Source organism: Nocardia flavorosea NBRC 108225 (genome assembly GCF_001613385.1).
Taxonomy (GTDB): domain Bacteria; phylum Actinomycetota; class Actinomycetes; order Mycobacteriales; family Mycobacteriaceae; genus Nocardia; species Nocardia flavorosea.
The window spans coordinates 12,808-35,487 of sequence record NZ_BDCG01000008.1 but is presented as its reverse complement, the minus strand read 5'-3'; the positions used below and the strand labels follow the sequence as shown (position 1 = coordinate 35,487).

The 22,680-nt window shown below is 68.7% G+C and carries 20 protein-coding genes; 12 read left to right on the top strand and 8 right to left on the bottom strand.

Annotation, left to right across the window (positions count from 1 at the left end):
• Complete coding sequence (locus tag NFL01S_RS08275) at window positions 1–759, bottom strand: tyrosine-protein phosphatase (protein ID WP_062973153.1); 759 nt, start codon at window positions 757–759, stop codon at window positions 1–3.
• 398 nt (window positions 760–1,157) lie between these two features.
• Here NFL01S_RS08275 and NFL01S_RS08270 point away from each other — a divergent pair, with 398 nt between their 5' ends.
• A complete protein-coding gene (locus tag NFL01S_RS08270) occupies window positions 1,158–1,604 on the top strand; it encodes a hypothetical protein (RefSeq protein WP_062973151.1) in 447 nt (148 codons plus the stop codon).
• A gap of 38 nt (window positions 1,605–1,642) precedes the next feature.
• Complete coding sequence (locus tag NFL01S_RS08265) at window positions 1,643–2,830, top strand: alanine racemase (RefSeq protein WP_157116367.1); 1,188 nt, start codon at window positions 1,643–1,645, stop codon at window positions 2,828–2,830.
• A gap of 90 nt (window positions 2,831–2,920) precedes the next feature.
• Here the strand turns inward: NFL01S_RS08265 and NFL01S_RS08260 are convergent, their stop codons facing one another.
• Window positions 2,921–6,904, bottom strand: a complete 3,984-nt coding sequence (locus tag NFL01S_RS08260) for an AAA domain-containing protein (RefSeq protein WP_062973149.1) — start codon at window positions 6,902–6,904, stop codon at window positions 2,921–2,923.
• Between the two features lie 108 nt (window positions 6,905–7,012).
• Window positions 7,013–8,824, bottom strand: a complete 1,812-nt coding sequence (locus tag NFL01S_RS08255) for a DEAD/DEAH box helicase (RefSeq protein ID WP_174555667.1) — start codon at window positions 8,822–8,824, stop codon at window positions 7,013–7,015.
• 60 nt (window positions 8,825–8,884) lie between these two features.
• Between NFL01S_RS08255 and NFL01S_RS08250 the strand changes: the two genes are divergently transcribed.
• Window positions 8,885–9,721, top strand: coding sequence for a carbon-nitrogen hydrolase family protein (locus NFL01S_RS08250; protein WP_062973148.1), 837 nt, complete (start codon window positions 8,885–8,887; stop codon window positions 9,719–9,721).
• A gap of 116 nt (window positions 9,722–9,837) precedes the next feature.
• On the top strand, window positions 9,838–10,476 hold the full coding sequence (locus tag NFL01S_RS08245; RefSeq protein WP_062973146.1) for a phosphoribosyltransferase: 639 nt from the start codon (window positions 9,838–9,840) through the stop codon (window positions 10,474–10,476).
• Between the two features lie 267 nt (window positions 10,477–10,743).
• Here NFL01S_RS08245 and NFL01S_RS08240 read toward each other — a convergent pair whose 3' ends face one another.
• Window positions 10,744–11,865 (bottom strand): acyl-CoA dehydrogenase family protein, encoded by a 1,122-nt coding sequence (locus tag NFL01S_RS08240; RefSeq protein ID WP_062973144.1) that lies wholly within the window; start codon window positions 11,863–11,865, stop codon window positions 10,744–10,746.
• A gap of 9 nt (window positions 11,866–11,874) precedes the next feature.
• The gene (locus tag NFL01S_RS08235) at window positions 11,875–13,047 is read right to left on the bottom strand and encodes an acyl-CoA dehydrogenase family protein (RefSeq protein ID WP_062973723.1); all 1,173 of its coding nucleotides are present in this window, start codon (window positions 13,045–13,047) and stop codon (window positions 11,875–11,877) included.
• Between the two features lie 229 nt (window positions 13,048–13,276).
• On the opposite strand from NFL01S_RS08235, the gene NFL01S_RS08230 reads away from it, so the two are divergent.
• The 5 genes from NFL01S_RS08230 (at window position 13,277) to NFL01S_RS08210 (ending at window position 17,865) form a co-directional block, all read left to right on the top strand.
• Window positions 13,277–14,005: a hypothetical protein gene (locus NFL01S_RS08230; RefSeq protein WP_062973142.1), complete on the top strand. Its 729-nt coding sequence runs from the start codon at window positions 13,277–13,279 to the stop codon at window positions 14,003–14,005.
• A gap of 718 nt (window positions 14,006–14,723) precedes the next feature.
• Window positions 14,724–15,431 carry an alpha/beta hydrolase gene (locus NFL01S_RS08225; protein WP_062973140.1) on the top strand — a complete coding sequence of 236 codons (708 nt, stop codon included), beginning with the start codon at window positions 14,724–14,726 and terminating at the stop codon, window positions 15,429–15,431.
• 43 nt (window positions 15,432–15,474) lie between these two features.
• On the top strand, window positions 15,475–15,864 hold the full coding sequence (locus NFL01S_RS08220; RefSeq protein ID WP_062973138.1) for a hypothetical protein: 390 nt from the start codon (window positions 15,475–15,477) through the stop codon (window positions 15,862–15,864).
• A gap of 37 nt (window positions 15,865–15,901) precedes the next feature.
• Window positions 15,902–17,122, top strand: coding sequence for a WXG100 family type VII secretion target (locus tag NFL01S_RS08215; protein WP_062973136.1), 1,221 nt, complete (start codon window positions 15,902–15,904; stop codon window positions 17,120–17,122).
• Window positions 17,104–17,865, top strand: coding sequence for an ESX secretion-associated protein EspG (locus NFL01S_RS08210; protein ID WP_245670571.1), 762 nt, complete (start codon window positions 17,104–17,106; stop codon window positions 17,863–17,865). Before NFL01S_RS08215 ends, NFL01S_RS08210 begins: the two co-directional genes overlap by 19 nt.
• Before the next feature lie 33 nt (window positions 17,866–17,898).
• Here NFL01S_RS08210 and NFL01S_RS08205 read toward each other — a convergent pair whose 3' ends face one another.
• Window positions 17,899–18,669 carry a hypothetical protein gene (locus NFL01S_RS08205; RefSeq protein ID WP_062973132.1) on the bottom strand — a complete coding sequence of 257 codons (771 nt, stop codon included), beginning with the start codon at window positions 18,667–18,669 and terminating at the stop codon, window positions 17,899–17,901.
• 299 nt (window positions 18,670–18,968) lie between these two features.
• Here NFL01S_RS08205 and NFL01S_RS36790 point away from each other — a divergent pair, with 299 nt between their 5' ends.
• The 3 genes from NFL01S_RS36790 to NFL01S_RS08190 all read left to right on the top strand — a co-directional run bounded on the left by NFL01S_RS36790 (window position 18,969) and on the right by NFL01S_RS08190 (window position 21,502).
• Window positions 18,969–19,262, top strand: coding sequence for a hypothetical protein (locus NFL01S_RS36790; protein ID WP_245670570.1), 294 nt, complete (start codon window positions 18,969–18,971; stop codon window positions 19,260–19,262).
• A 543-nt stretch (window positions 19,263–19,805) separates the two neighbouring features.
• Window positions 19,806–20,891, top strand: coding sequence for an S-(hydroxymethyl)mycothiol dehydrogenase (locus tag NFL01S_RS08195; RefSeq protein WP_062973130.1), 1,086 nt, complete (start codon window positions 19,806–19,808; stop codon window positions 20,889–20,891).
• Entirely contained in the window at window positions 20,888–21,502 is a 615-nt protein-coding gene (locus tag NFL01S_RS08190; protein WP_062973128.1) for an MBL fold metallo-hydrolase, read from the top strand. The genes NFL01S_RS08195 and NFL01S_RS08190 overlap by 4 nt, the downstream gene beginning before the upstream one ends.
• An 83-nt stretch (window positions 21,503–21,585) precedes the next feature.
• Here NFL01S_RS08190 and NFL01S_RS08185 read toward each other — a convergent pair whose 3' ends face one another.
• On the bottom strand, window positions 21,586–22,059 hold the full coding sequence (locus NFL01S_RS08185; RefSeq protein ID WP_062973126.1) for a nitroreductase family deazaflavin-dependent oxidoreductase: 474 nt from the start codon (window positions 22,057–22,059) through the stop codon (window positions 21,586–21,588).
• Window positions 22,060–22,088: 29 nt separating this feature from the next.
• Entirely contained in the window at window positions 22,089–22,667 is a 579-nt protein-coding gene (locus NFL01S_RS08180) for a TetR/AcrR family transcriptional regulator (RefSeq protein ID WP_062973125.1), read from the bottom strand.
• Window positions 22,668–22,680: the final 13 nt, after the last annotated feature.

Here is a 22,680-nt window from a genome sequence, read left to right as displayed (position 1 = left end):
TCAGACCACCAGCCGGTCGCGCAGCCGGTCCCGCAGGTCCGCGGTGATCCCCACCGCCCGCAGGTAGGAGTCGAAATCCCCGTGCAGTTCCGTGCCGGCCTCCAGGCCGGCGCGCAGATATTCCTCGCGTACCTCGAGCACCGCCTGCGGCAGGTCGGTCCCGAACTCGTCCTTCAGCGCGGAGCGCAGCTCGGCGACGGCGTGGTTGCTCAGCAGGTAATCGGTGAGAATCTCGCTTTCCGGAACCCCCACCGCCCGCAGCATGGTGGCCACCGACCATCCGGTGCGATCTTTACCGGCCGCGCAGTGCACCAGAACGCCGCCACGGTCGGCAACGATCGCCTCGGCGAGGGCCAAGAGCGCGGCATGTGCCTCCGGACTGGCCGGAAAACCCCGGTACACGTCCATCATGTAGGCCAGCGCGGCGCCGGGGGCGTCCTCCCGGCCGGCGGCCGCTTCGTGCGGTGGGGCGGTCGCGGTCTCGGCGTGGAACGGGGTGATCCGGAGCTGGATATCCGGCGGGAGGTGATCGGCGCCCGCGCGCTCGATCTCCCGGTATCCGCGCAGATCGTGGACCGCACCGACACCCAGTTCACGCAGGGTCGTATGGCCGGGGTCGCCGAGGCGGCTGAGCTGGGCAGACCGTAGTAGGACGCCGGGGCGGATGGTCCCGCCGCCGTGAACGGGCAGGCCGCCGAGGTCTCGGAAATTGAAGGTGCCGCTGATCCGTAGATGGCCGGCGAGGGGAGAGCTGGTCACCGAATCAGGCTAACCGGCCGGACGGGAATGGGAGAGGTGTGTGATGTGGCACAGCGACCGGGCTTCCTGGTGGCCTCGTCGTAGACTGGCCGATGGCCTGTGCCCGGATGGCGGCAGGCCCGCTCCGGTGCCGAGAGCCCCAGGTCCCGGTTGTGAAAAGCCGCGGTTGCGGAGGGGTCACAAAACAGGCTTCGGGTACGGGTTTCCCCGTGTAGCTGTTCTCAAACCCCGAAAACGTTTCTAATATTGAGTTGACGGATTGGTTGGGCGGTACTTCCCGACCTTGCGCCTGCCGATCCGACCGGCCTCTCCGGTGCCGGGTTTCGGTGCCGAAGTGTGCTATGTGTTTTGCGAGGGAGCTTGCGTTGGGCGTACGTGGAGAAATAGCGGAGGGTCGTATGCGATCGGCCGTGCGTGAAGCGGTCGAAAACGCCGACGCGGTGCTGGATATCACCGGCTTACGGGCGCTGCGAGTGTTGCTGCATGCGGGTTTCAGCGCCTATTGGCCGCTGGTGAAGTCCCGGCCGGTCCAGCAGATCCATGCTTACGAGAAGACCGTGCAGACGCTGTGCCGGCACTGGGATTCGCGTGCGGATTACGTCCCTGACCCGGTGGTATCGGAGCGGCAGCGGACGCAGCAGCAGCATGTCGCGGAATGGCTCGAACTGTGTGCCGAGCGGTCCGGCACCCGTTGGATCGAGCCGGTCGATTCGGTGGCCGGGTACGTGATCACCGTGGTGCAGGGCTCGGTGCTGCGCTGGCTGGCCGATTGTGACGACGAGGCAATTCTGGTGGCGTTCGACGATCTGGTGTCGAATCTGCTCACCCGCGCTGTCGACGCCTGATCGTGAAAAGCTGGACGTATGACCAGTCCGGTGGTTGAGTGGGCCAGGTGAGCACGACCTCGCCGATCGCCCATCTGCACGCGGCCACGGCCGACCTCGATCCGCCCCTTGCTGCGGTCGACCTGACCGTATTACGTGCGAATGCCGCCGATCTGGTGCGCCGTGCGGGCGGCAGGCCGCTGCGCGTCGCCAGCAAATCGGTCCGCTGCCGGGCTGTGCTCGCGGAGGTACTGGGCCCGGAGCTGACTGCCGCGGGCGGTTTCGCCGGGATCATGTCGTACTCGCTCGCCGAGGCGCTCTGGCTGGTCCGGTGCGGTGCCCGCGACGTGCTGCTCGGCTATCCCACCGCCGATCGCGCGGCGCTCGCCGAGCTCGCCGGTGACAAGACCGCGCTCGAGGCGATCACTCTGATGGTCGACGACACCACTCAGCTCGACCTGATCCGGACCGCGATGAGCAACGACCGCGTGGCACCGCGTATCTGCCTGGATGTCGACGCCTCGCTGCGGATCGGTCCGCTGCACCTCGGGGTGCGCCGATCGCCGGTGCGCACCCCCGACCAGGCCGCGGCCCTCGCCACGCAGGCCGGTGCGGCCGGGTTCCGGGTGGTCGGGGTGATGACCTACGAGGCGCAGATCGCCGGGCTGCCGGATTCCTCGCTCGCCGTGCGACTGGTGAAGAAGGCCTCCGCTCGCGAGATCGAACGCCGCCGGGCCGCCGTGCTGGCGGCCGTGGTCTCGGTGACCGGTGAGCTGGAGATCGTCAACAGTGGCGGCACCGGTTCCGTCGAGCTCAGTGCGGAGGCTGCGGGGGTCACCGAGATCACTGCCGGCTCAGGGCTTTACGTGCCGACACTGTTCGACAACTATCGTTCGTTCCGGCCGCGGCCCGCACTGTATTTCGCGCTGCCGGTACTGCGCCGGCCGGCATCCGATATCGCCACGGTTTTCGCCGGCGGGTATATAGCCTCCGGCCCGCCCGGGGCGAGCCGTGTGCCTGAACCGGTGTGGCCCAAGGGTTTGCGGATGTCGGGTGCCGAGGGGGCGGGAGAGGTGCAGACACCGCTGGCGGGATCGGCGGCACCGGAAATCGGGGACCGGGTGTGGTTCCGTCATGCCAAGGCCGGTGAGCTGTGTGAACGGTTCGATCGGTTGTATCTGATCGACGGCGACGGGGCCAGGACCGAGGTGCCGACCTACCGCGGGGAAGGTAAATGCTTCGGGTGATTCCGGAAGAAATTCGATCGATCGAGAATATCGGTGATCCGGAGTTTCCCGACGATATTCGGCCGGTCCGGCGAATATGTTCCGCCGTGCTCACAACCGGACGAAATCGGCGAGTGCAGATAATTCGCGGAGGGTTTCCGGAAGGAATTCCGTCAGTAGCGGGGAACGGACGATAATCGCGCGGCGCCGGGCGCGGCACAACGCATCGTGCACCAGGGCGGCCGATAGCAGTGCGCCGACCGGGCCGGGGGCATCCTCGGGAGTGGACGTCGCCGGTGACACCAGCACCACCGCCGCCTCCCGGCCGCGGAACAGCTCGGGGGTTCCGACCAGTACCTCTTCGATCCGGGCCCGGGACAACAGGCTTCGGATCAGGCTCACCTGTGCCCGGTGCGGCGAGACCACGACGATATCGTGCGGCTGCAACTGCCGGTTACCGGTGCCGTCGTTCCAGGTGTAGCCCAGCAGGTCACGGATCTGCTGGACGACCTCCCGGGCCTCGATATCGGAGGACGTGGTGTTGCCGTGATGCTCCACGAGGACGGTGGCGATACCGGGTTCGAGGGTCGCTCCGGGATCCGCGGGCACCGGTACGGCACGTAGCCGGTTGTCGAAGAACAGGTGCGAGACCGGATCGCTCACCTGCGGATGCATTCGGTGGGTCCGGCCCAGGAAGTAGCCGTGCGTCGGTGGCAGTGTTCGCCGGCCGCCCGTCAGCCACGTCAGGGCCGGGGTGTCCACCGGCTCCGGATGCGGACCGGGGCCCGGCCGGTGGCGTTCGGCGGGGTCGCCGGTGAGCAGCAGATTGCGGGCGCTCACCGAAACCGCGGCGATCGCCGCCAAGGGGAAGCTGTTCGCGTCGGCGACGACGAGCAGATCCAACGTATCCCGGGGTACTCGGTGCGGATCGGTGAAATCGTCCGGTGCGCCCCCCAATACGCAACCGCGGATCGCATTCGACAGGAACCGGGAGTAGCGGGCGGAGTCCAGCACCAGCCATTCGGGTGCTACGGCCGCAGCATCGCTTTTCGCGACCAGTTCAGGGAGTACCCCGGCTCCTACGATGGCGTCCAGCAGATTCTCCACCGGGACGGCGGTGGGCGCGACGATCCCGATCCGCCAGTTGTCGCGGGTGACCAGTGTGGCGATCGCCTCGGCCAGGATGTCGGTGCGTCCCGTCCCGGTGGGGGCTTGTACGGCCAGATACGAGCGGTCCAATGCGCGCAGCGTCGCAGTGATCGCGGTCGCGTAGTCGCCGGGCACCGCGGACGGATCCGTCTCCGCCGATGCGCTACCGCCTGGCGTCTCGTCCGTGCCGGATTCCGGGAGTTCGCCGCCGGAGTGGGTGGAATGGGGCTGCCCGGCTATCCGCGTGGTCGCGGTGGCTCCACCCGGCGGCGCGAGCCGTCCCGGTTCGGCAGCCGAGGCAGAACCGGGTTGCCCGACCGGAAAATCTGAACCGAGGGGAACGGACTCGGTGATATGTGTTGTCGGTGCGCCGGTGCCGACAACAGGGGCTTCGCCGTCCGGCCCGGAACCGGATGCCGCCGCGCGATTCACGGGCGGGCGGGTCTTGATCGGTTGCCTCGACGGCGAATCGGTTTCGGGCGCGGGTGCGGCGGGTGAACCGGCCTCCGTCGCGAATGTTGTAGGCGCTCCGCGATCGTGGGACGAACCGGCGCCGGCCGGAGAAGGCTCGCGCGATCCGGCGCCGGTTGTGGGCGCAGGTGAGCCGGCGGCAGGTGCGGAGGCCGGGGGTGAGCCGGCGCCGCGTGTCTGCGCCGAGAGCGAGGCCGGTTGCCTGCCGAGCGGCCGGGAACCTGATGTACTCGTGTTCGTCTCGGCACCGGGGCGCGTGATCACCGCGGGCGGATCCGGCTCGACCGGGGCGGGCTCCGCCCACGACCCGGGTGCGTCGTGGGCGGTGCGTAACCGGGGTGCCCGGCGAGCCAGGAGATCGAATACGGGGGAGTCCGGTAACCCGGGCAGGGTTACGAGCAGTTGCTCGCCGATTTCCTCGAGTGCCTCCGAATCGGCAGCGTGCGCACCGGGGAGCGCCGGTGCGAGTGCGATCGGCAGTTCGTCGTGTGCTGCGGTGCCGGGCAGGAGGGTTTCTTCGAGGCGAACGGTATCGGTCAGATCGGGTTCCATCGCACAGCCCAGGACCGTGGCCGGACCGGCGGTGCGGATGGCCCGGGGTGCGCGGCCTTGCGGCTCGTAGACGACGTAGACCCGAGTGCCGGGCGCCGGCCCCGGGCCGGCGAGCCGGCCGCGCAGGCGCAGGAAACGGCGCACCGTATCGCCCGGGCCGATATGCCATTTCGTATCCACCGTGCACGAATCGGCCACCATCACCCCGTCGTCCGGACCCCACTCGGACAGGGGATGGGTGAGCCGGTCGATATGGGCCCACCAGGACCTCTGTTGTTCGCGGCGGTGATAGCCGAGCAAGGCCGCCGTCAGTGCCGCGACCCGGTGCGGATCGGCGCCGGGAGTGCCGGGCGTCCGGTCGGCGGCGGTCTCGGTGCGGCCCGCATATTCGGCGAGTGCCGCCTCGGTGGACGACGGGCATACGGCCGGGGTGTCGCGCAGCAGCCGGTCCAGGTCGCCCGTGTGGGCACCGGGCAGCCGGAGAGCGGTGGCGCCCGCCTCTGTGCGTAACCGGTCGGCCAGCCACAGCACGGTGCGGCCGTCAGGATCTCCGGGACGACCGAGCGTGGTCGCGACCCGGCGCAGGGTATAGGAGGGGGTGCCGAGGACGAAGGCGCCGCGCACTATCGGATACAGGTCCACCAGAACGCCTGCCCGCAGCAGTGCGTCCACGGTTTCCTCCCCGGCGCCGAGACGGCCGGCGGTGTGCAGCAACAGCGAGCGGGCGGCGGCCGTGTAATGGAAGATATGCAGGCCGGGGTCGGTCGGCAACGGTTCGGTGAGCGCGGCCAGCAGATCGGAGAATGCGCGGCGGGCGCCGTCACGCAGAGCCGTACGGCGTTGCGGGGAAAGCTCGTCCGCGGGTGGTTCGACCGGTAGTTCGCAGGAGAACCGGATGGATTCCCGGGAGGCCACCGTTACCCGTAGGCGATCCGGAGCCACCGGGTGGGCGTGCAGGGCGAGATCGCCCGGTGTGGCCGGCGGCAGCATATCCAGGGCCGCCGGATCGGCCGGCAGCAGTTCACCGCGACCGGAATGTTCCTGCCGCAGCTGAACGACGGCCTGGGCACGCAGCCGCGCGAGGGTGGCTGCGGGTACCTCGGGCGGGGCCGCGAGCCGGGTGGTGAGCCTGTCGATGGTCGTGATACCGGCCGCGCGCAACGCCGTCCGGGTGGCCGGATCCATCCCGGCGACCAGCAGCAGATCGCGGGCCTCGGCGCGGGCGGCGGTGCATACCGCGCAGCGGCCGCAGGCCCGGAAGCGGGGATCACCCCATTGCACCGGCAGGAGTTCGGTCGAATGTTCGTCCAGGATCCGGTGCATGCGGCGGCGGCACGCCAGGTATACCGGTGCCACATCGGCGACCTCGGCGGTATGCACGTCACCGCCGGCGTGGATGTGCAGCTGCGGATCGACCGGTACCGACAGCGATTCCAGGGACTCCGCGGCCGCGGCGAGCCGCAGCGCGGTGGGCACCGGCCGAGCCCGGGTGGTGCCGTGCAACCGTAGCCCGCGCGGGGTCTGCGTGGCCACGTCCACGTGGGTGAAGAAGTCTCCGTCGAAGAACACCGCACCCAGCACCGCCGGTGCGCCGGCGCGGACCGCGGCGACGGTGGCACTGTGTGCGGCGGCGAGGGCGCCCAGCGGATCGGCCGGGTCGGCGGGCGGGGGAAGTTCGACCACATCGCCACCGTGGCGGTGCCGCACGGCGGTCCGCAGCGCGGCGAATTGCGCGTAACCGGAAGCGGTTTCCGGCGGTACCCCGCATTCGCCGTAACCACCTGCCCCGGCCGGTGGTGCGCTGGCGGTTCCGGGAGCCGTGCCCAGTTCGGCGTCGAGTCCGCGCAGCAGCGCGAACTCACAGCGCGCCCCACGCTCCAGATCTGTGGCGCCGCACACCACCCGATCACCGACAACGAACACCCACGGCCCTCCTGCGCCCCAGCGATTCACCCGGCGAGCGGGTACGCGCACACCGGACGCGGCCCACTGTAATCACCGGCTCCGGCCTGGTGGGAGGGACCGTGGAATCTACGAACGCGGTTTACGCCGCTCGTGCCGTTTCGGCCCGTCGCGCCGCGGCCCGCGGCCGATCGAGCGATGTCCGGGCGGCCCCTGGTCGAGCTGCAATTGGATCAGCACACCGCTGATCCGGGTGCTCCGCAAGGCATCCAGGGTTTCCGGCGGCAACTGGGCCGGCAGTTCCACGAGGCTGTGATCGGGCCGGATGCTGATATGCCCGAAATCGCTGCGCCGCAGGCCACCCTCGTTGGCGATCGCGCCCACGATCGCGCCCGGCACCACTCGGTGCCGCTTACCGACGGCGATGCGGTAGGTGGCGAGTTCGGCACCGGTTCCGCGATGCCGGCTCGGACCGCGGCGATCGTCGAAACCGCCGTCGTCGAAGTTGCGGGGCGGTCGTTCCCGGCGCGGCCGCTCCACCGGCTCCGGCTCGGGTTCGAGGAAGAAACTCTCGCCGTCTTGCGCGGCGACCGCCAGGGCCGCGGCGATATCGGCCAGCGGGGTGTTGTGCTCCTGCTCGTAGTCCTCGATGAGTTTGCGGAACAGCGACAGATTGTCCGAGCTCAGGTTCTCGGTGATGGCATCGCCGAATTTCGCGACCCGCTGCGCGTTCACATCGTCGACACTGGGCAGCTGCATCTCGGTGAGTGGATGCCGGGTCGCGCGTTCGATGGATTTCAGCAGATGCCGTTCCCGGGGGGCGACGAACAGCAGGGCCTCGCCGCTGCGGCCCGCACGTCCGGTACGGCCGATCCGGTGCACGTAGGACTCGGTGTCGTGCGGGATGTCGTAGTTCACCACATGCGAGATGCGGTCCACATCGAGACCCCGGGCCGCGACGTCGGTGGCGACCAGGATATCGAGGGTTCCCGCCTTCAACTGCCCGATAGTGCGTTCACGCTGCGCCTGGGCGATATCGCCGTTGATCGCCGCGGCCGAGAATCCGCGGGCACGCAGCTTCTCGGCCAGTTCCTCGGTGGCCTGTTTGGTGCGCACGAAGATGATCATGGCCTCGAAGGCCTCGACCTCGAGGATCCGGGTGAGGGCGTCGAGTTTGCGCTGATGCGAAACCAGCACCCAGCGCTGGGTGATATTGGTGGCGGTGCTGGTCTTGGACTTGACCGTGATCTCGACCGGCTCACGCAGATACTGCTTGGAAATTTTGCGGATCGCGGCCGGCATCGTGGCGGAGAACAGTGCCACCTGCTTCTGCGCGGGGGTATCGGCGAGGATGCGTTCCACATCCTCCTGGAACCCCATCTTCAGCATCTCGTCGGCCTCGTCGAGCACCAGGTAGCGCAGCTGGGACAGGTCCAGCGTGCCTTTATCGAGATGATCGATCACCCGGCCGGGAGTACCGACCACGACCTGCGCGCCGCGGCGCAGACCCGACAACTGCACGCCGTAGCTCTGCCCGCCGTAGATCGGCAGCACATGTGTGTTCGGCATGTGCGTGGCGTAGCGGCCGAACGCTTCGGCGACCTGGATCGCGAGCTCCCGGGTCGGGGCGAGGACCAGGGCAGCCGGCTGTTTGCCGGTCGGCCGGTCCTGCAGCAAACCCATCAGAATCGGGATGGCGAACGCCGCCGTCTTACCGGTGCCGGTCTGTGCGAGACCCACCACATCCGCCCCCTCGAGCAGCGGGGGGATGGTCGCGGCCTGGATGGGGGAGGGGGATTCGTAGCCGACATCGGCAATGGCCGAGAGGATTCGGTCATCGATCCCGAGATCGGCGAATGACGGTCCGGCGGATTCGGCGTTCTCGGCTTGTGCGTCGCCAGGGTCTCCGTCGAGGCTGCCGTCGCCCTGATTGGTGCTCATTGACCAGGAGTTTACTGGTACGGCCTGGTCGTCCGGGCCACCGGGCCATACGGTGTCAGCATGGATGCCGACCCCGCCGATCAGCCGCGCGCGGACGCGCAGGCTCTGGCTGTGGTGCAGTTCGCACCCCATACCGATATCGACGCCAACCTGGCGGCCCTCACCGAGCGAGTGCGCGCCGCCGCCGACCAGGGCGCCCGCATCGTGGTCGCCCCCGAGTATTCGATGTTCGCCCTGGGCCGCCTCGACGAACGGGTACATGCCGCGGCCCAGCCGATCGACGGCCCGTTCGTCACCGCCCTTGCGCGCCTCGCGGCCGACACCGGAGTACATCTGGTGGCCGGGGTCGTCGAGACCACCACGCCGGACGACGGCCGGATCCACAACACTCTGGTGGTGCTGGGACCCGACGGTGCGCTCGTCACGCACTACCGCAAGGTGCACCTCTACGACGCATTCGGTCAGCGCGAATCGGATATCGTCCGCCCGGGCCCGCTCACCGAGCCCCCCGTGTTCACCGCCGCCGGGCTCACCTTCGGCCTGCAGACCTGTTTCGACCTGCGCTTCCCGGAGGGATTCCGGCGGCTGGCCGCCGCGGGCGCGCAGGTCCTGCTGTTGCCCGCTCAGTGGATTCCGGGCCCGGGAAAGGTCGATCAGTGGGCCACCCTGTTGCGGGCCCGGGCCATCGAGAACACCGTCTACCTGGCCGCGGCCGACCACTGTGGGCCACGTGGCGCGGGCCACTCGATGATCGTCGACCCGGCAGGGCGGATCGTGAGCGAATTGGCCGACGAACCCGGCATCGCGCTCGCCCCGCTGGAGCCGGAATTGCTGGACAAGGTGCGCCGGACCAACCCGAGCCTGTCCCTGCGTAGATTCACCGTCTCGGCCCCGTAGCCGAACCGCGGGCCGGTCCGGCGGGCCGCTGCCTGGCAGTACCGGCGGGGCAATGGGCGAACGGTGTCGGTGGAGATCTACGACGGTGGCACCGGAAGCGAGTAGCGTCGACGGTGATGCTCTACGCCGATCGGGTAGTTGCCGGACGCGCGCTGGGAAACGAACTCAGGCACCTGCGTGCGGGGGATTCGCTGGCGCCGGGTCCGCTGGTACTGGGGTTGCCGCGTGGAGGTGTGCCGGTGGCGGCGGCGGTTCGGGATGTGATCGGCGGGGACCTCGATATTCTGCTCGTCCGCAAACTGGGTGTGCCGTGGCAGCCCGAGCTGGCGGCGGGGGCGATCGGGGAACAGGGCGTGCGGGTGTTCAACTCCGATGTGGTCCGGCAGACCGGCCTCGACAGCGCGCGGCTTGATGCGATCGAAGCGGAGGAACGCGACGAACTGGAGCGACGCAGCCGGCTGTGGCGGGGGGACCGTCCGCCGATCCCGTTGCGCGACCGCACGGTGGTGATCGTCGACGACGGTATCGCCACCGGAGCGTCGGTCGTCGTGGCCTGCCGGGTGGCGCGCGCCCAAGACCCGCGACACCTTGTCGTGGCGGTTCCGGTCGCGGCGCCGGAGGCGCTGCCGCGGATCCGTGCGGAAGCCGACGAGGTGGTGTGTCCGCACGCACCGTCGGCGCTCGCCGGGGTGGGTGGCGCGTACCGGGATTTCCATCAGCTCGCCGATTCCGAGGTCAGTGAGTTGCTCCGGTGAGCGAACCGAGTTGTTCGGGGGCTGTAGAGCTGCCCGGGTGATGTACTGATTTACCGGATCAACCGGTGAGCCTTCGTGGTCCGGATGGGCCGGATCCAGGTCGCCCCGGAGGCCCGGACGGCACACTGGATTCGCCGGGCACGACTGTGGTGGTCTCCACTTCCCTCGGTGCGGTCGATGTCTTGTTCCGCCGGGATACGAGCCGCTCAGGGGGAGTGAGTTGCTCCGGCCGGACCTCGGGACGGCAGGTCCGGCCGGAGCGGGTGATCACAGCTCCGGCTGTGCGTACTCACCCACGCGGTCGCTCAGGATCCGCAGATGTTCCAGGCTGCTGCCGAGTGTGCGCTCGATGGCGGTCAGCCGGGCCACATAGTGACTCACCGGGTATTCGGAGGTGACCCCGATACCGCCGTGCATCTGGATCGCCTCCTGCCCGACATGCCGCGCCGAGCGGCCGACCTGCAACCGGGCCCGCGATGCGATCACCGGGTCCGCGGAATCGACCAGGGCCGCGGTGAGGTAGTAACTCATGCTGCGGGCCAGCTCCAGCGAGACGTACATATTCGCGGCGCGCTGGGTGAGTGTCTGGAACTTCGACAGCGTCACCCCGAACTGCTTCCGGGTCTTCAAGTAGTCGGTGGTCAACCGCAGCGATTCCTCCATCGCCCCGATCGACTCGGCACACAACCCGGCCTGGGCTGCGACGTGCACCGATTCCAGGGTGGCGGTGGCATCGCCGGTACCCAGCAGTTCCGCGGGCGCAGCGGCGAATTCCACCTGGGCGCCCCGAAGACTGTCGACCGTCTTGTACGGGGTCCGGGTGACTCCGTCGGCGTCCGCGGCGACCAGGAACAGGCCGAGGCCGCCGCCGGGCAGTGTTGCGCTGACCACCAGTTCGTCGGCGCAGTCGCCGTGCGGTACCGGGTTCTTCACACCGGTCAGCGTGTAGGCGTCGCCGGCGGCGGTAGCGGTCGTCTCCACGGCGTGATCGGGCCAGCGGGTGCCCGGTTCACCGTGTGCGAAAGCGAGCAGTTTCGACCCGGCCGCGACCTCGGGCAGGATCCGCTGCCGCTGATCGGCGCTACCGGCCGCACTGATCAATCCGCCCGGTACCAGCACCGCGTCCAGGAGCGGTTCCGGTGCGAGCCGGCGCCCGAACTCCTCGAGCACCAGCATGGTCTCCACCGGGCCGGCGTCCATGCCGCCGTCTTTCTCGGCGAAGCTCAGTCCCAGAACACCCAGCTCGGCGAGCTGCCCCCAGACCTCGCGGCTCCAGCCCAGGTCGGTTTCGGTGACAGCCAGCCGCGATTCCGGGTTGTAGTGGCGATTGAGCAGGTCACGAACGGTATCGCGGAGCATGACCTGTTCGTCGGTGAGATCGAAATCCATAACCTGACCTCACAATCCGAGGATCGAGGAGGCGATGATGGTGCGCTGCACCTCGCTGGAACCTCCGTAGATGGTTGTCTTGCGGTAGTTGAGGTAGCCCGGGCCGCTGCGCTGCGCCCATTCGGGCGAGGCGATATCTCCGGCGCCGACCGGCAGGGCATCCGGGCCGGCGATATCGAGCAGGAGTTCGGTGGCTGCCTGTTGCAGTTCGGAACCGCGCAGCTTCAGTACCGAGGAGGCCGGATTCGGTTTGCCCTCGGTCGAATTCGAGACCACACGCAGCTGGGTGAGTTCCAGGGCGAGTAGTTCGTTCTCCAGTTCGGCGATGCGCGCCGCGAACAGCGGGTCGTCGAGCAGGGTGCCCGAACCGGATTTGGTGGCCGCGGCGTATTCCTTGGCCACCCCGATCTTCACCTTGGTGCGGCCGACGGCGGTGATACCGGTGCGTTCGTTGCCGAGCAGGAATTTGGCGTAGGTCCAGCCCATGTTCTCCTCGCCGACCAGCTGATCGGCGGGGATCCGCACGTTCTCGAAGAAGACCTCGTTCACCTCGTAGCCGCCGTCGATGAGTTTGATCGGGCGGACGGTGACGCCGGGGGATTTCACATCGAAGAGCAGCATGGAGATCCCGGCCTGCTTCTTCGGGGCGTTGGGGTCGGTGCGGACCAGGCAGAAGATCCAGTCGGCCCACTGTCCCAGGGTGGTCCAGATCTTCTGGCCGTTGACGATATAGGAGTCACCGTCGCGGACGGCGGTGGTGCGCAACGAGGCCAGGTCGGAGCCGGCGTCGGGTTCGGAGAAGCCCTGGCACCACCAGATGTCGAGGTTGGCGGTGGCCGGCAGGAAGCGCTTCTTCAGTTCTTCGGAGCCGAACTGAGCGATGACCGGGCCGATCATGGTCGCGTTGAAGGTCAGCGGGTCGGGCACGCTGGCCAGTTGCAGCTCGTCCTGCCAGATATGGCGCTGCATAGGGGTCCAGTCCTTGCCGCCCCATTCCACCGGCCAGTTCGGCACGGCCAGGCCGTGCTCGTTGAGGATCCGGTGGGCCGTCACGACGTCCTCGCGGGACAGCTCGTGACCGTACTTCACGCGTTCCCGGATCTCGGCGGGGATCGCGGTGGTGTAGATCTTCCGCAGCTCGTCGCGGAAGGCGACCTCGTCGGGAGACAGAGTTAATTTCATACACATCTCCAAATATGTCTCGATTGTCCCGCATCGAATTTACACCCCTGCTCAATCCTGCCGCGTCGAGTGCATCACATACACCCGTCGCTTGCCGCCGATAACGCGGGCCGAGAGCGGAGTGTGACCCGGCGGTGTTCCACCGGTGCTGGTAACTTGCAGCGGTGGGCGGGGGATTGCCGGTGGATCCGGCCTGCCATCGCCGCGAGCGGATATAGGGAGTTCAGCAGTGCACAACAGAATCGTCGCCCGAACCGCGGCCGCAGCGGCCGTCCTCGGTATCGGTGCCGCGCTCACCTTCACCACCCCGGCGGCCGCCGCTCCCGAGCCCGAACCGACACCCGGCGAAACCGCGCTGACCGCGCTCACCGAACAGACCGCTGCCGACCCGGCCGCCCGCCCCGGCGTGGACGCGCTGCGCAGTTACCACGACATCGTGGCCGCCAGCGAGATCAGCAATATCAGCGCCTACGCCCCCTTCGTCTACGCCGCCCCGACCTTCGGCTGCGGCAGCAACGGCGTGATCACCACAACCTTCGCGGCCGCCACCGCCAACGGCCCCAGTCTCAACCTGAGCGGTACCCCCGGCACGCTGACCTTCCACGCCACCCCGCGGCACTCCGGCATCGCGCAGGCCTCGGGCCTGGTGGTCGCCTGGATCAATATCAACAACGGCCGCAGCGGGCTGGATACGCTCAGCGATGTCACCGAGTTCGGTACCGCCTCGTTGTCGCGGACCGTCGACAGCGGGCCCGGGACCGTCCTCGCCTCCATGTGGGGAACCGTGAACTACCCGGGTGCGCTCTGCGTGATGACGCCCACGGTCGGCTTGTTCTCCGTGCCGGACCTGCCGCCCGCCCCGGCCGTTCCCGCGCCGGATGCGGCCGCACCGCAGGCCCCGGCGGCCCCCGCACAGTCCGGCGCCCCGGCGCCGGACGCTCAGCCCGCTCCGGCGTAACCGACTTGCCGGACCGGCGTCACCCGCGGTGACAGCTCGGATGTCCGGACCCGGCCTCTGCCGCAATTTGTCGGGGGCGCGGTGCACAACACACGCCACACCGGCGACTCGTTCGACGATGTCCGGATACCGCTGCGTGGGCGCACCACCGTACGGTCGATTCGCCGCGCCGGTCATCCCTCCGGCGTCCGGCGGTGAGGAAGGTGATGGTGCGAGCGATGTCTTCCGGTTCTGCCCGGGCGAGCGGCAGACGGCCGTCTCCCGTCGACACGGCGACACGGCGACACGTCGACACGTCGACACGGCGACACGGCGACAGTAGCCGATCGTCGCCGCTCGCGGGCTATGTCGACCGGGGATACGACGTCGCGGTAGTTGGGCCCTTGCCGGCGGGAAATCGGCATCCCGGACCGTAGTTGCGGCGGCGCCGTCGGACGGTGAGTTCGTCGACCGGTGCGCGGGTCGGCCCACGGGCACCGACGGCTCCCGCGTGCATGCGATCTGGCCGGCCCGTGTGTGCACGCGATTTGGCCGGTGTATCCGGACACTGTCACGCCGCGTCGGCGCCACCTTCGATCGAAGGCTCGAGAGAGGCGGTGCCGGTCGCGCGGGCTGTTCCGGCTGTGAACTCGGGGCCCTCCCTGCGCAGCCGCGCCCTCGTGGCCCATGAGATCCTGCCGGGCTCCGCCCGCGCATCGGTACTTGCCAGAATTCGATCATGGGGTTTTTCGAGGGCGCGCGTGGCCGGTTGCACTATCGGGAACGGCCGGTCGACGGGGCTGTTGCCGCGCTGGCACTGTTACCCGGCTCGGGGCAGCACAGCGGGCATTATCACGAGTTCGCGCGTCGGCTGAACATCGGCGGAATCGCGATGTGGACGCTGGATACCGCCGGGCAGGGGCTCAGCGAAGGCGATCCCGAACGCCCTTTGGACATGGCCGATCTGGTGGATGACGCGGTGCGCTTCACCGAGGTCGTGCGCGACCTCGTCCCGGATTTGCCACTGGCGCTCATGGGACATTCGCTGGGGGCGATCACGGCGCTGGCCGCGCTCGGCGCCGCCCGGCCGCAGGCCCCGGCTCCCGGGCACAACGCGGCACCGAAAGCCGCGGAATACTCCGCCGATCCGCTGTTGGACGCCCGCGAGCTGGCCGGACTGGTGTTGTGCGGTACCCCGCAGCGGGCGTTCGGCGGTACACCTGCGCAGATCGCGCGGCTGCCGCGGGTGCTGGCGGTGCACGGGGTCGACGACCGGCGGGCGCCGATCGAGGCGGTGCGGGACTGGGCGCGGCGACATGATTCGGTGCAGCTGCGCGAGTACCCGGATGCGGGGCACGATCTGCTGCACGAGCGCGTGCGCGGCCGGGTCGCGGCGGATATCGTGCAATGGACGCAGGAGATCGTCGCGGGGCCGGAGCGGCGATGACGAGAGCCGCTGGGCGCCGGCGGCAGAGGAAGGGGGTCCGGTGATGCAGCCGAATACGATTGCCGCGCTCGGCTCGGCCGTCGACGACGGAGAGCTGTGGATCGATGGAGTTCTGGTCGCCGAGGGCGCGCCGGAGCGGTGTGCACTGCGCTACGAGCAGCTGGCCGATCAGGTGGACGCGCAGATCGAAACACTCGGCGGCGCGGTTTCGCTGCCGGGGTTCGGTGGATTCGATTCCGGTGCGGCGCTGCGCGGTGGTTTCGAAGGTAAGGCCGGCGATGCGATTGCGGCGCTGCGCAATTACGCGAATGCGGCGCGGCAGATGGCGCAAACCTTCCGGAGCGCTGCGGTGGCCTACCAGCACGCCGATTCCGAGGTCGCGGCCGCGCTCGGCGCCACGCCGGTCGAGGTTACGGGGGTGTCCGGTGCGTGAGCTACCGCGGACAGGGCTCCGGGGTGCCCACAATCGCGTGGACCCGGATTACGCACCTACGGTCGAGGTTTTCGACAATCTCACCCACGAGCAAATCCACGCCGGCGTATCGCTGCTGGATCCGTCCGCTCTGCAGACCGGCGGCCAACTGTGGCAGGGTGCGGCGTCCGGCCTGAACGACGCTGTAACACAGGCACATACCGAAATCCGCGGCACCATATCCGATGGCTGGCGGGGCGCCGCCGCGGGTCTCGCAGGCGCGGCGGTCCGGGATTTCGAGGCGGCGGGCCGGCAGCTCGCCGACGTGCTGACCACGGTGGGACAACGGCTGGGGCAGGCGGGTGATGCCGCGGAAACGCTCCGTACCGGTATCGGCGAACCGTCCGGAGTCCGGCCGGACCTGCCGGCGGCCCTCCTGGATCCCCATGCGGCGACGGGCAATATCGCCGGCCAGCAGGCAGCCGAGAACGCACGCGCGGACGCCGTGCGGGTGATGGAAAGCGTCTACCTCGGCGCCTTCATCCCGACCGGCTCTCAGGTCCCCGCCTTTCCCGATCTGCCCGATCCGGGGCCGGGGGAGCCGGACACACCGGCCTCGGCCACCGCGCCCGCCGCAACAGCAACCGGCGTGAGTTCGCCGGCGGGGAAGGTTGTTTCGTACGCACCGGATACTGCCTCGGCGCCGACGGCCACATCGGCTCCCCAGGAAGCATCCGCAAGCGATCCGGCTTCCGCCGGCACGAATGCACCTCCCGCTGCCGCCGCCCTTCCGGTAGCCGCAGCAGCGCCCGCCCCGGCGGATCAACCCCAGGCCACCACCACCGCCGGAACACAGCTACCTGGACCCGCGCCCACCGCCCCGGCCGTATCCGGCGGGAGTGCGCCGGCGGCGCCGGCAAGCACACCGAGTGCGCCGGTATTCGCCGTGCCGGTCCGTCCGGCCGGGGCCGGAACCGGGTCCGGCAGCGAACGCGATCATGAAGAACAGCAACGTAATTCGAGTGGGGATGCGATCACCGGGATGGGTGCGGGCGCGATCGGCGGCATGATGGGCGGTGCGATGGCGGCCGATAGTGTGCGCTCGAGTTCCCCGGTGGCGCCCGCGCGCACCGAACGGCCCGGCGACGAGGACGACGACCTGCATTTCGGCGACGAGGAGCTCACCTTCCTGGAAGAAGCCGAACCCGGCGGGCAGCTGATCGGCACCCTCGAACCCACCACCCCGCCGGTTCTGGGCGAGTGGACCGAAGCGGAGTGAATTGGATCCTCACCCCGGACCAGTTGGCGCTGGCCTGGGAACAGACGGTGGGTGATCGCCTTCCCTACCCCCTGGCGGTGCGGTTGTCCGCCCGGGATTCCGCCGAGCGGGCGGCCCAGCTGCCCGCGCTACAGCATTGGTGCGAGACCGGTCTCGATGCCGATTTGGAAGCAGCCCTGCGGGTTCTGTCCGCTCCGGAGGTGAGTGTGTCGGTCTTCGGGCAGGACGGCGCGGGGGCGCCCATCACCCGTGTGCTCGGTGCATCGGCGGGACATATCGGGGTCGTGGCGACGCAGCGACCGGGCGGCGGTCCGGATCGAGGTGGCGATATCCGGATCGCGGCCGGGGCCGCCACCTCCCTGCCCGTGCGTGTCGTTGCCGCGCTACCGGCCGCCCCGGTCGGTCGCGGGGCGCGGTTGCGTGCGCCGCGGGCGGAGGTCGTCCGTGACGGCCGGGACCGGGTCACCGTGCCGGTCGCGGGCCCCACTGTGGCGACCCGGATCCGGCAGCGGCTCAAACAGCCGCGCGACGGTATCGGCCAGCTCGTGGTCTCCGTGCACCGGCCGGCCAGGACGGACCCGTTCGGTGTGCTGTGCTGGGTCGATATCGCCGGGGACGGCCGCTATGCGATCCATACCGGCACGATGGTCGATATCGCCGCTGTCGATGCCGAGCGTTTCACGAATTCGCTGCGGCCCATGGTGATCGGTGCGCAACGGGCGATCGCCTACGCCGAGCTCTGACGGCGCCGGGTTCGCGGCTTCGAACGGAGGCTGTCAGCCACCGAACCGAGGAGGGATGGCCGGTGCGATCGTGATCGTCGGGACGAGTGCGCCGGATTCCGGCGCACCGGTCTCGGTGGTGTCGGCCGGTAGCCCGAAGGGCATGGATTGCTGGGATTCCGGTGCCACCGGAGTCGAGGTGGTACGTGCGGCTTCGGTGCCCGGAACGGTCTCGCTGCCCACGGGCTCGGTGGTCGCCGGCGACTCGGGGGTGACCGGTGTTTCGGAGTCGCCGGGTTCCTCGATCGTCGTGGTGGGGCCCGGGACGACAGAGGTCGGCGGGGCGGCCTCTGTGCCGGTCGGAGCCGGTAGTGGAATCGGTGATTCACTGTGGGCCGGCTCGATTTCCGTGGCGGGTGACGAGGTCGCGGCCGAATCCTGTTCCGGGATGGGCAACTCACCGGGTGTGGCGGACAGCGTGGCGCGCCTGGTGGTCTCGTCGCTGTCGGTTGTCTCGCCGGGCCCGGTCGACGCGGCGGCCGATGAGGTGACCGAAATCTGGTATTCCGGCGGCAGCGTGCGCCGTGGCGGCGGTTCGGGTGCCATCCGCCAGGTGGGGGACGGCGGGATCAGTACCTGGGCGACCGTGGTGGCCGTCGGGTCCGCGTAGCGTGCCTGTTCGACCGCCTGAGATCCCGAGTGGATCGGTGGCGGTGGTACGTAGGTGTCTTCCTGACCGACCCCGCAGGCGCCGATGAACACCAGCCCGAGGGATACCGCACCGGCGGCGGCCAGGGGGCCGGCGACCTTCGTTTTGCTGTCCATCGGTGACGCTCCTGTGATAAGTCAGTGGCCTCACCTTAATCGAGGGTGTCCGGTGTAACTACCCCCCGCCCTGCCGATTCCGCTGGTTACCGTGTGTAAGGTCCGCTCACGGCGGGTATATCAGGTATCGAATTGATATCGTCCGCGTGTCGTGTGCTTGTGTTGCGTAACAATCGGCGGGTTGTGGCCTTAGCGTATGTTGCGGAAGTGACGCATGGGACACCGGAGTCCGCGGTGCCGATGCACCGCAGTGGTAGGCGCTACATGATTTCCGGATCGGCGCCATCGAGGAGTAGATGATGGGAGACCAGACCACCACCGATCTGCCCGGCGCGGCAGAGGTGCCCGAGACGCGGAAGGCGGACGCGGAGCCGGTGGTGACCGGTTCGTCCGGTTCCGGGGCAACGGTGAGCAGAGTTCTCGGCTGGCTGGTTTTCGCCGGAGGGCTCGGGGCGGCGGTCTACGGAATCGCCACTTTGCATGTCGTGATCAGTGTTATCGGTCTCATCCTCGCCTGTACCGCGGGGTTGACACTGCTCAAGTTGCGGGCGGACGGGCCGGGCCCCGAACCCGAGGTGCGGGTCGCCGGCTGATCGGTCCACGCCGGTGGCCGGTTCCGCCGATCGCTCGTCGAACGGCCGGTGGAGCCCGCATCCGCGATCCTTTCGCGCACTCGTGTGCGTGGTGTGCGCACTGAGTGGGACAGGTGTCCGGTCAATCTTCTGGACACATGGGCGTCGAATTTCCGGTCGACATCTGCTGCGTCCGAGCCCTCGAGCCGGGTAATCGGACGTTTGCCCGGCTGGGCCACCGTGGGTATTTTGGGCTCCGGTCGGGACGGATCAGGAGGAAAGTAGCAGATGATCGAAACCGGGTCCGCGGCCCTGAATCTGGCGAATCTCGTCACGAACATTGCCGCCAATGTGACCTATATCCTGCAGGCCTGGGGAGTTCTCTGAGGGTTTGCCGGTAATGCGGCGGGGCGTCCGGTGGGCGTCCCGCCGTACTGTGCCCGGTGCCCCGCGACCTCCGGTAGGTGCCCATTCGGATACCCCGGACCCGCGCGGTGGGACGGTGCGGCGGATAACGTATGCGGCATCGTGCATCACCGCATGACCGCCCCGAGAGGAGACACAGTGCCCCAGCAGGTTCGAGGTGTTATCGCCCGCAGTCCCGGTGCCCCGGTCGAACTGGTCCCGATTGTCCTGCCCGACCCCGGGCCGCGCGATGTGGTGGTGAAAGTCCAGGCCTGCGGCGTATGCCATACCGACTTGACCTATCGCGAAGGCGGGATCAACGACGAATTCCCGTTCCTGCTCGGCCACGAGGCCGCCGGTGTGGTGGAGACCGTGGGCTCGGCGGTAACCCATGTCGAGCCGGGCGATTTCGTGATCCTGAACTGGCGTGCGGTCTGCGGACAGTGCCGGGCCTGTAAACGCGGGCGGCCCTGGTACTGCTTCGACACCTTCAACGCCAGTGTGCCGATGACGCTCGAGGACGGTACCGAACTCACCCCCGCACTCGGTATCGGTGCGTTCGCGGACAAGACGCTGGTACACGAGGGCCAGTGCACCAAGGTGGATCCGGAGACCGATCCCGCGGTCGCCGGGTTGCTGGGTTGTGGTGTGATGGCCGGGCTCGGTGCCGCCGTGAACACCGGCAACGTCGGCCGGGGTGACTCTGTCGCGGTATTGGGCTGCGGTGGCGTCGGTGATGCCGCGATCGCCGGCGCGCGGCTGGCGGGCGCCGCAACCATCATCGCCGTGGACACCGACGCCCGGAAGTTCGACTGGGCCCGGGAACTCGGCGCCACGCATACCGTCGACGCCTCCGCCACGGATGCGGTCGAGGCGATCCAGGAGCTGACCGATGGTTTCGGGGCCGATGTCGTGATCGATGCCGTCGGCCGGCCCGAAACCTGGAAGCAGGCCTTCTACGCCCGGGACCTGGCCGGCACCGTAGTGCTGGTCGGCGTCCCGACTCCCGATATGAAGCTCGAGATGCCGCTGATCGATTTCTTCAGCCGCGGTGGATCGCTGAAATCGTCCTGGTACGGCGACTGCCTGCCCGAACGCGATTTCCCCATGCTGATCGACCTGTATCGACAGGGCCGGCTCCCGCTGGAGAAGTTCGTCACCGAGCGGATCGGCCTGGACGCCGTCGACCAGGCCTTCACCACCATGCACGGCGGTGCCGTGCTGCGTTCGGTGGTGGTCCTGTGACGGCCCGGGTCGAGCGGATCGTCACCGAAGGCCAATTCTGCCTGGACGGCGGATGCTGGGATGTGGCGAACAATATCTGGCTGGTCGGTGGCGACACCGAGGTGGTGATCATCGATGCGGCGCACGACGCCCAGCCGATCCTCGACGCGGTGGCCGGTCGCCGGGTCACCGCCATCATCTGCACCCACGCCCACAACGATCACGTGACGGTAGCGCCCACCCTGTCGGCAGCCACCGGCGCCCCGATCCATCTGCACCCCGCCGACGATGTGCTGTGGCAGCAGACGCATCCCGGTGTCGAATACCGCGGGCTGGCGGACGGCGAGGTCTTCGAGATCGCCGGTGCGCAACTGCGGGTACTGAACACACCGGGGCATTCCCCGGGCTCGTGCTGCCTGTACCTGCCGGACAACGGCGTGGTTTTCAGCGGGGACACGTTGTTCGAGGGGGGTCCGGGGGCGACCGGGCGGTCGTATTCGGACTACCCGACCATCCTCTCGTCCATCAACGACGTTCTGTTCGCACTACCGGACGAAACGGTCGTGCACACCGGGCACGGGCCGGACACCACACTCGGCGCCGAGCGCGCCAACGTACCGGCGGCTCCGTAGTCGTCATGTGCAGGTTGCAGCGGTTCCTGTCGGCCGTCGGCAGGAACCCGGGCCGCCTGCATCCGGGCGCGCGGCGCAGCGCGTCAGGCGCGGGGTTCGAGGACGAAGACCGGGATCTTGCGTTCTGTCCAGGACTGGTAGCTGGCGAAATCCGCGTACAACTCGAGCAGTTGCGGCCACAGCCGGTCGCGTTCGCTGTCATCGGCGAGGCGGGCGCGGACCGGGATCCGCTCCTTGCCGATCTGGATCGCGGTATCCGGCTGTGCGACCAGGTTGTAGTACCACTGCGGATTCTTCGGCAGGCCGCCCTGTGAGGCGACGATGACGGTATTCGCGCCGTCGCGCAGGTACAGCAGCGGAATCGTGAACTGCTTACCGGATTTGCGGCCGATATGGTCGAGCAGCAGCGTGGGCACCGGTTTACGGAACCCCGCCCCCACGCGCCAGGTCCCGCCGATGCGGCCGCCGGTGCGTTTGTAGGTCCAGGTGTTGACCTTGGACATGTACTTGATGAAGGTGGGTACCAGGGACGAATCGAGTTGCTTGGGGCGGTCCATCAGTTTCTACCGAAGCTTTCTTTCGCTGCTCAGCGCAGGATCAACAGGGCCGATTTCTCGATGAGGTCGGCAATATCGGCGTAGGACGCGTAACCCATACCGGCCCGCACGAGCGCGCCTGCGTAGACGAGCTCGAGGGAGACCACGATTTCCGGATCGGCGCCGGGGCCGAGGGCACGTTCGATCCGGGCGCGGATCTCCAGGCCGATCCGGGCCCGCAGATGCGCCACATCGGGGTCGCGGCCCAGCAGTGCGCTGGTGACCGCACCTGCGACCTCCTGATCGTCGGCGACGAGAAGGGCGATGGAACGCAGTTCGGCCACCACCCGCACGGTGGGGTCGGGATCGTCGCTGACCGGGGAATCCGCTGCCACCAGCCGCCGCCAGAAGATTTCGGCGACGAGGTGTTCCTTCGACGAGAAATAGGTGTACGCGGTGGCGGTACCCACACCGGCCGCGGCGGCGACCATACGAATGGTCATCCCCGCGAAACCTTCGCGCGTGAGCACCTCCACCGCTGCCTTCGTCAGTTTGTCGACCGTATCGGCCTGTTTCGCGGACAGGCGGCGACGGGTCGCTTCGACGACGAGAGGTTCACCTTCGGACATGTGTCTGAATGTA

Coding starts and splice junctions, on each gene's coding strand:
- NFL01S_RS08270 (WP_062973151.1), top strand. CDS start 1,158: ATGCGATCGGCCGTGCGTGAAGCGGTCGAAAACGCCGACGCGGTGCTG.
- NFL01S_RS08255 (WP_174555667.1), bottom strand. CDS start 8,824: ATGAGCACCAATCAGGGCGACGGCAGCCTCGACGGAGACCCTGGCGAC.
- NFL01S_RS08250 (WP_062973148.1), top strand. CDS start 8,885: ATGGATGCCGACCCCGCCGATCAGCCGCGCGCGGACGCGCAGGCTCTG.
- NFL01S_RS08245 (WP_062973146.1), top strand. CDS start 9,838: ATGCTCTACGCCGATCGGGTAGTTGCCGGACGCGCGCTGGGAAACGAA.
- NFL01S_RS08240 (WP_062973144.1), bottom strand. CDS start 11,865: ATGGATTTCGATCTCACCGACGAACAGGTCATGCTCCGCGATACCGTT.
- NFL01S_RS08235 (WP_062973723.1), bottom strand. CDS start 13,047: ATGAAATTAACTCTGTCTCCCGACGAGGTCGCCTTCCGCGACGAGCTG.
- NFL01S_RS08225 (WP_062973140.1), top strand. CDS start 14,724: ATGGGGTTTTTCGAGGGCGCGCGTGGCCGGTTGCACTATCGGGAACGG.
- NFL01S_RS08220 (WP_062973138.1), top strand. CDS start 15,475: ATGCAGCCGAATACGATTGCCGCGCTCGGCTCGGCCGTCGACGACGGA.
- NFL01S_RS08205 (WP_062973132.1), bottom strand. CDS start 18,669: ATGGACAGCAAAACGAAGGTCGCCGGCCCCCTGGCCGCCGCCGGTGCG.
- NFL01S_RS36790 (WP_245670570.1), top strand. CDS start 18,969: ATGGGAGACCAGACCACCACCGATCTGCCCGGCGCGGCAGAGGTGCCC.
- NFL01S_RS08185 (WP_062973126.1), bottom strand. CDS start 22,059: ATGGACCGCCCCAAGCAACTCGATTCGTCCCTGGTACCCACCTTCATC.
- NFL01S_RS08180 (WP_062973125.1), bottom strand. CDS start 22,667: ATGTCCGAAGGTGAACCTCTCGTCGTCGAAGCGACCCGTCGCCGCCTG.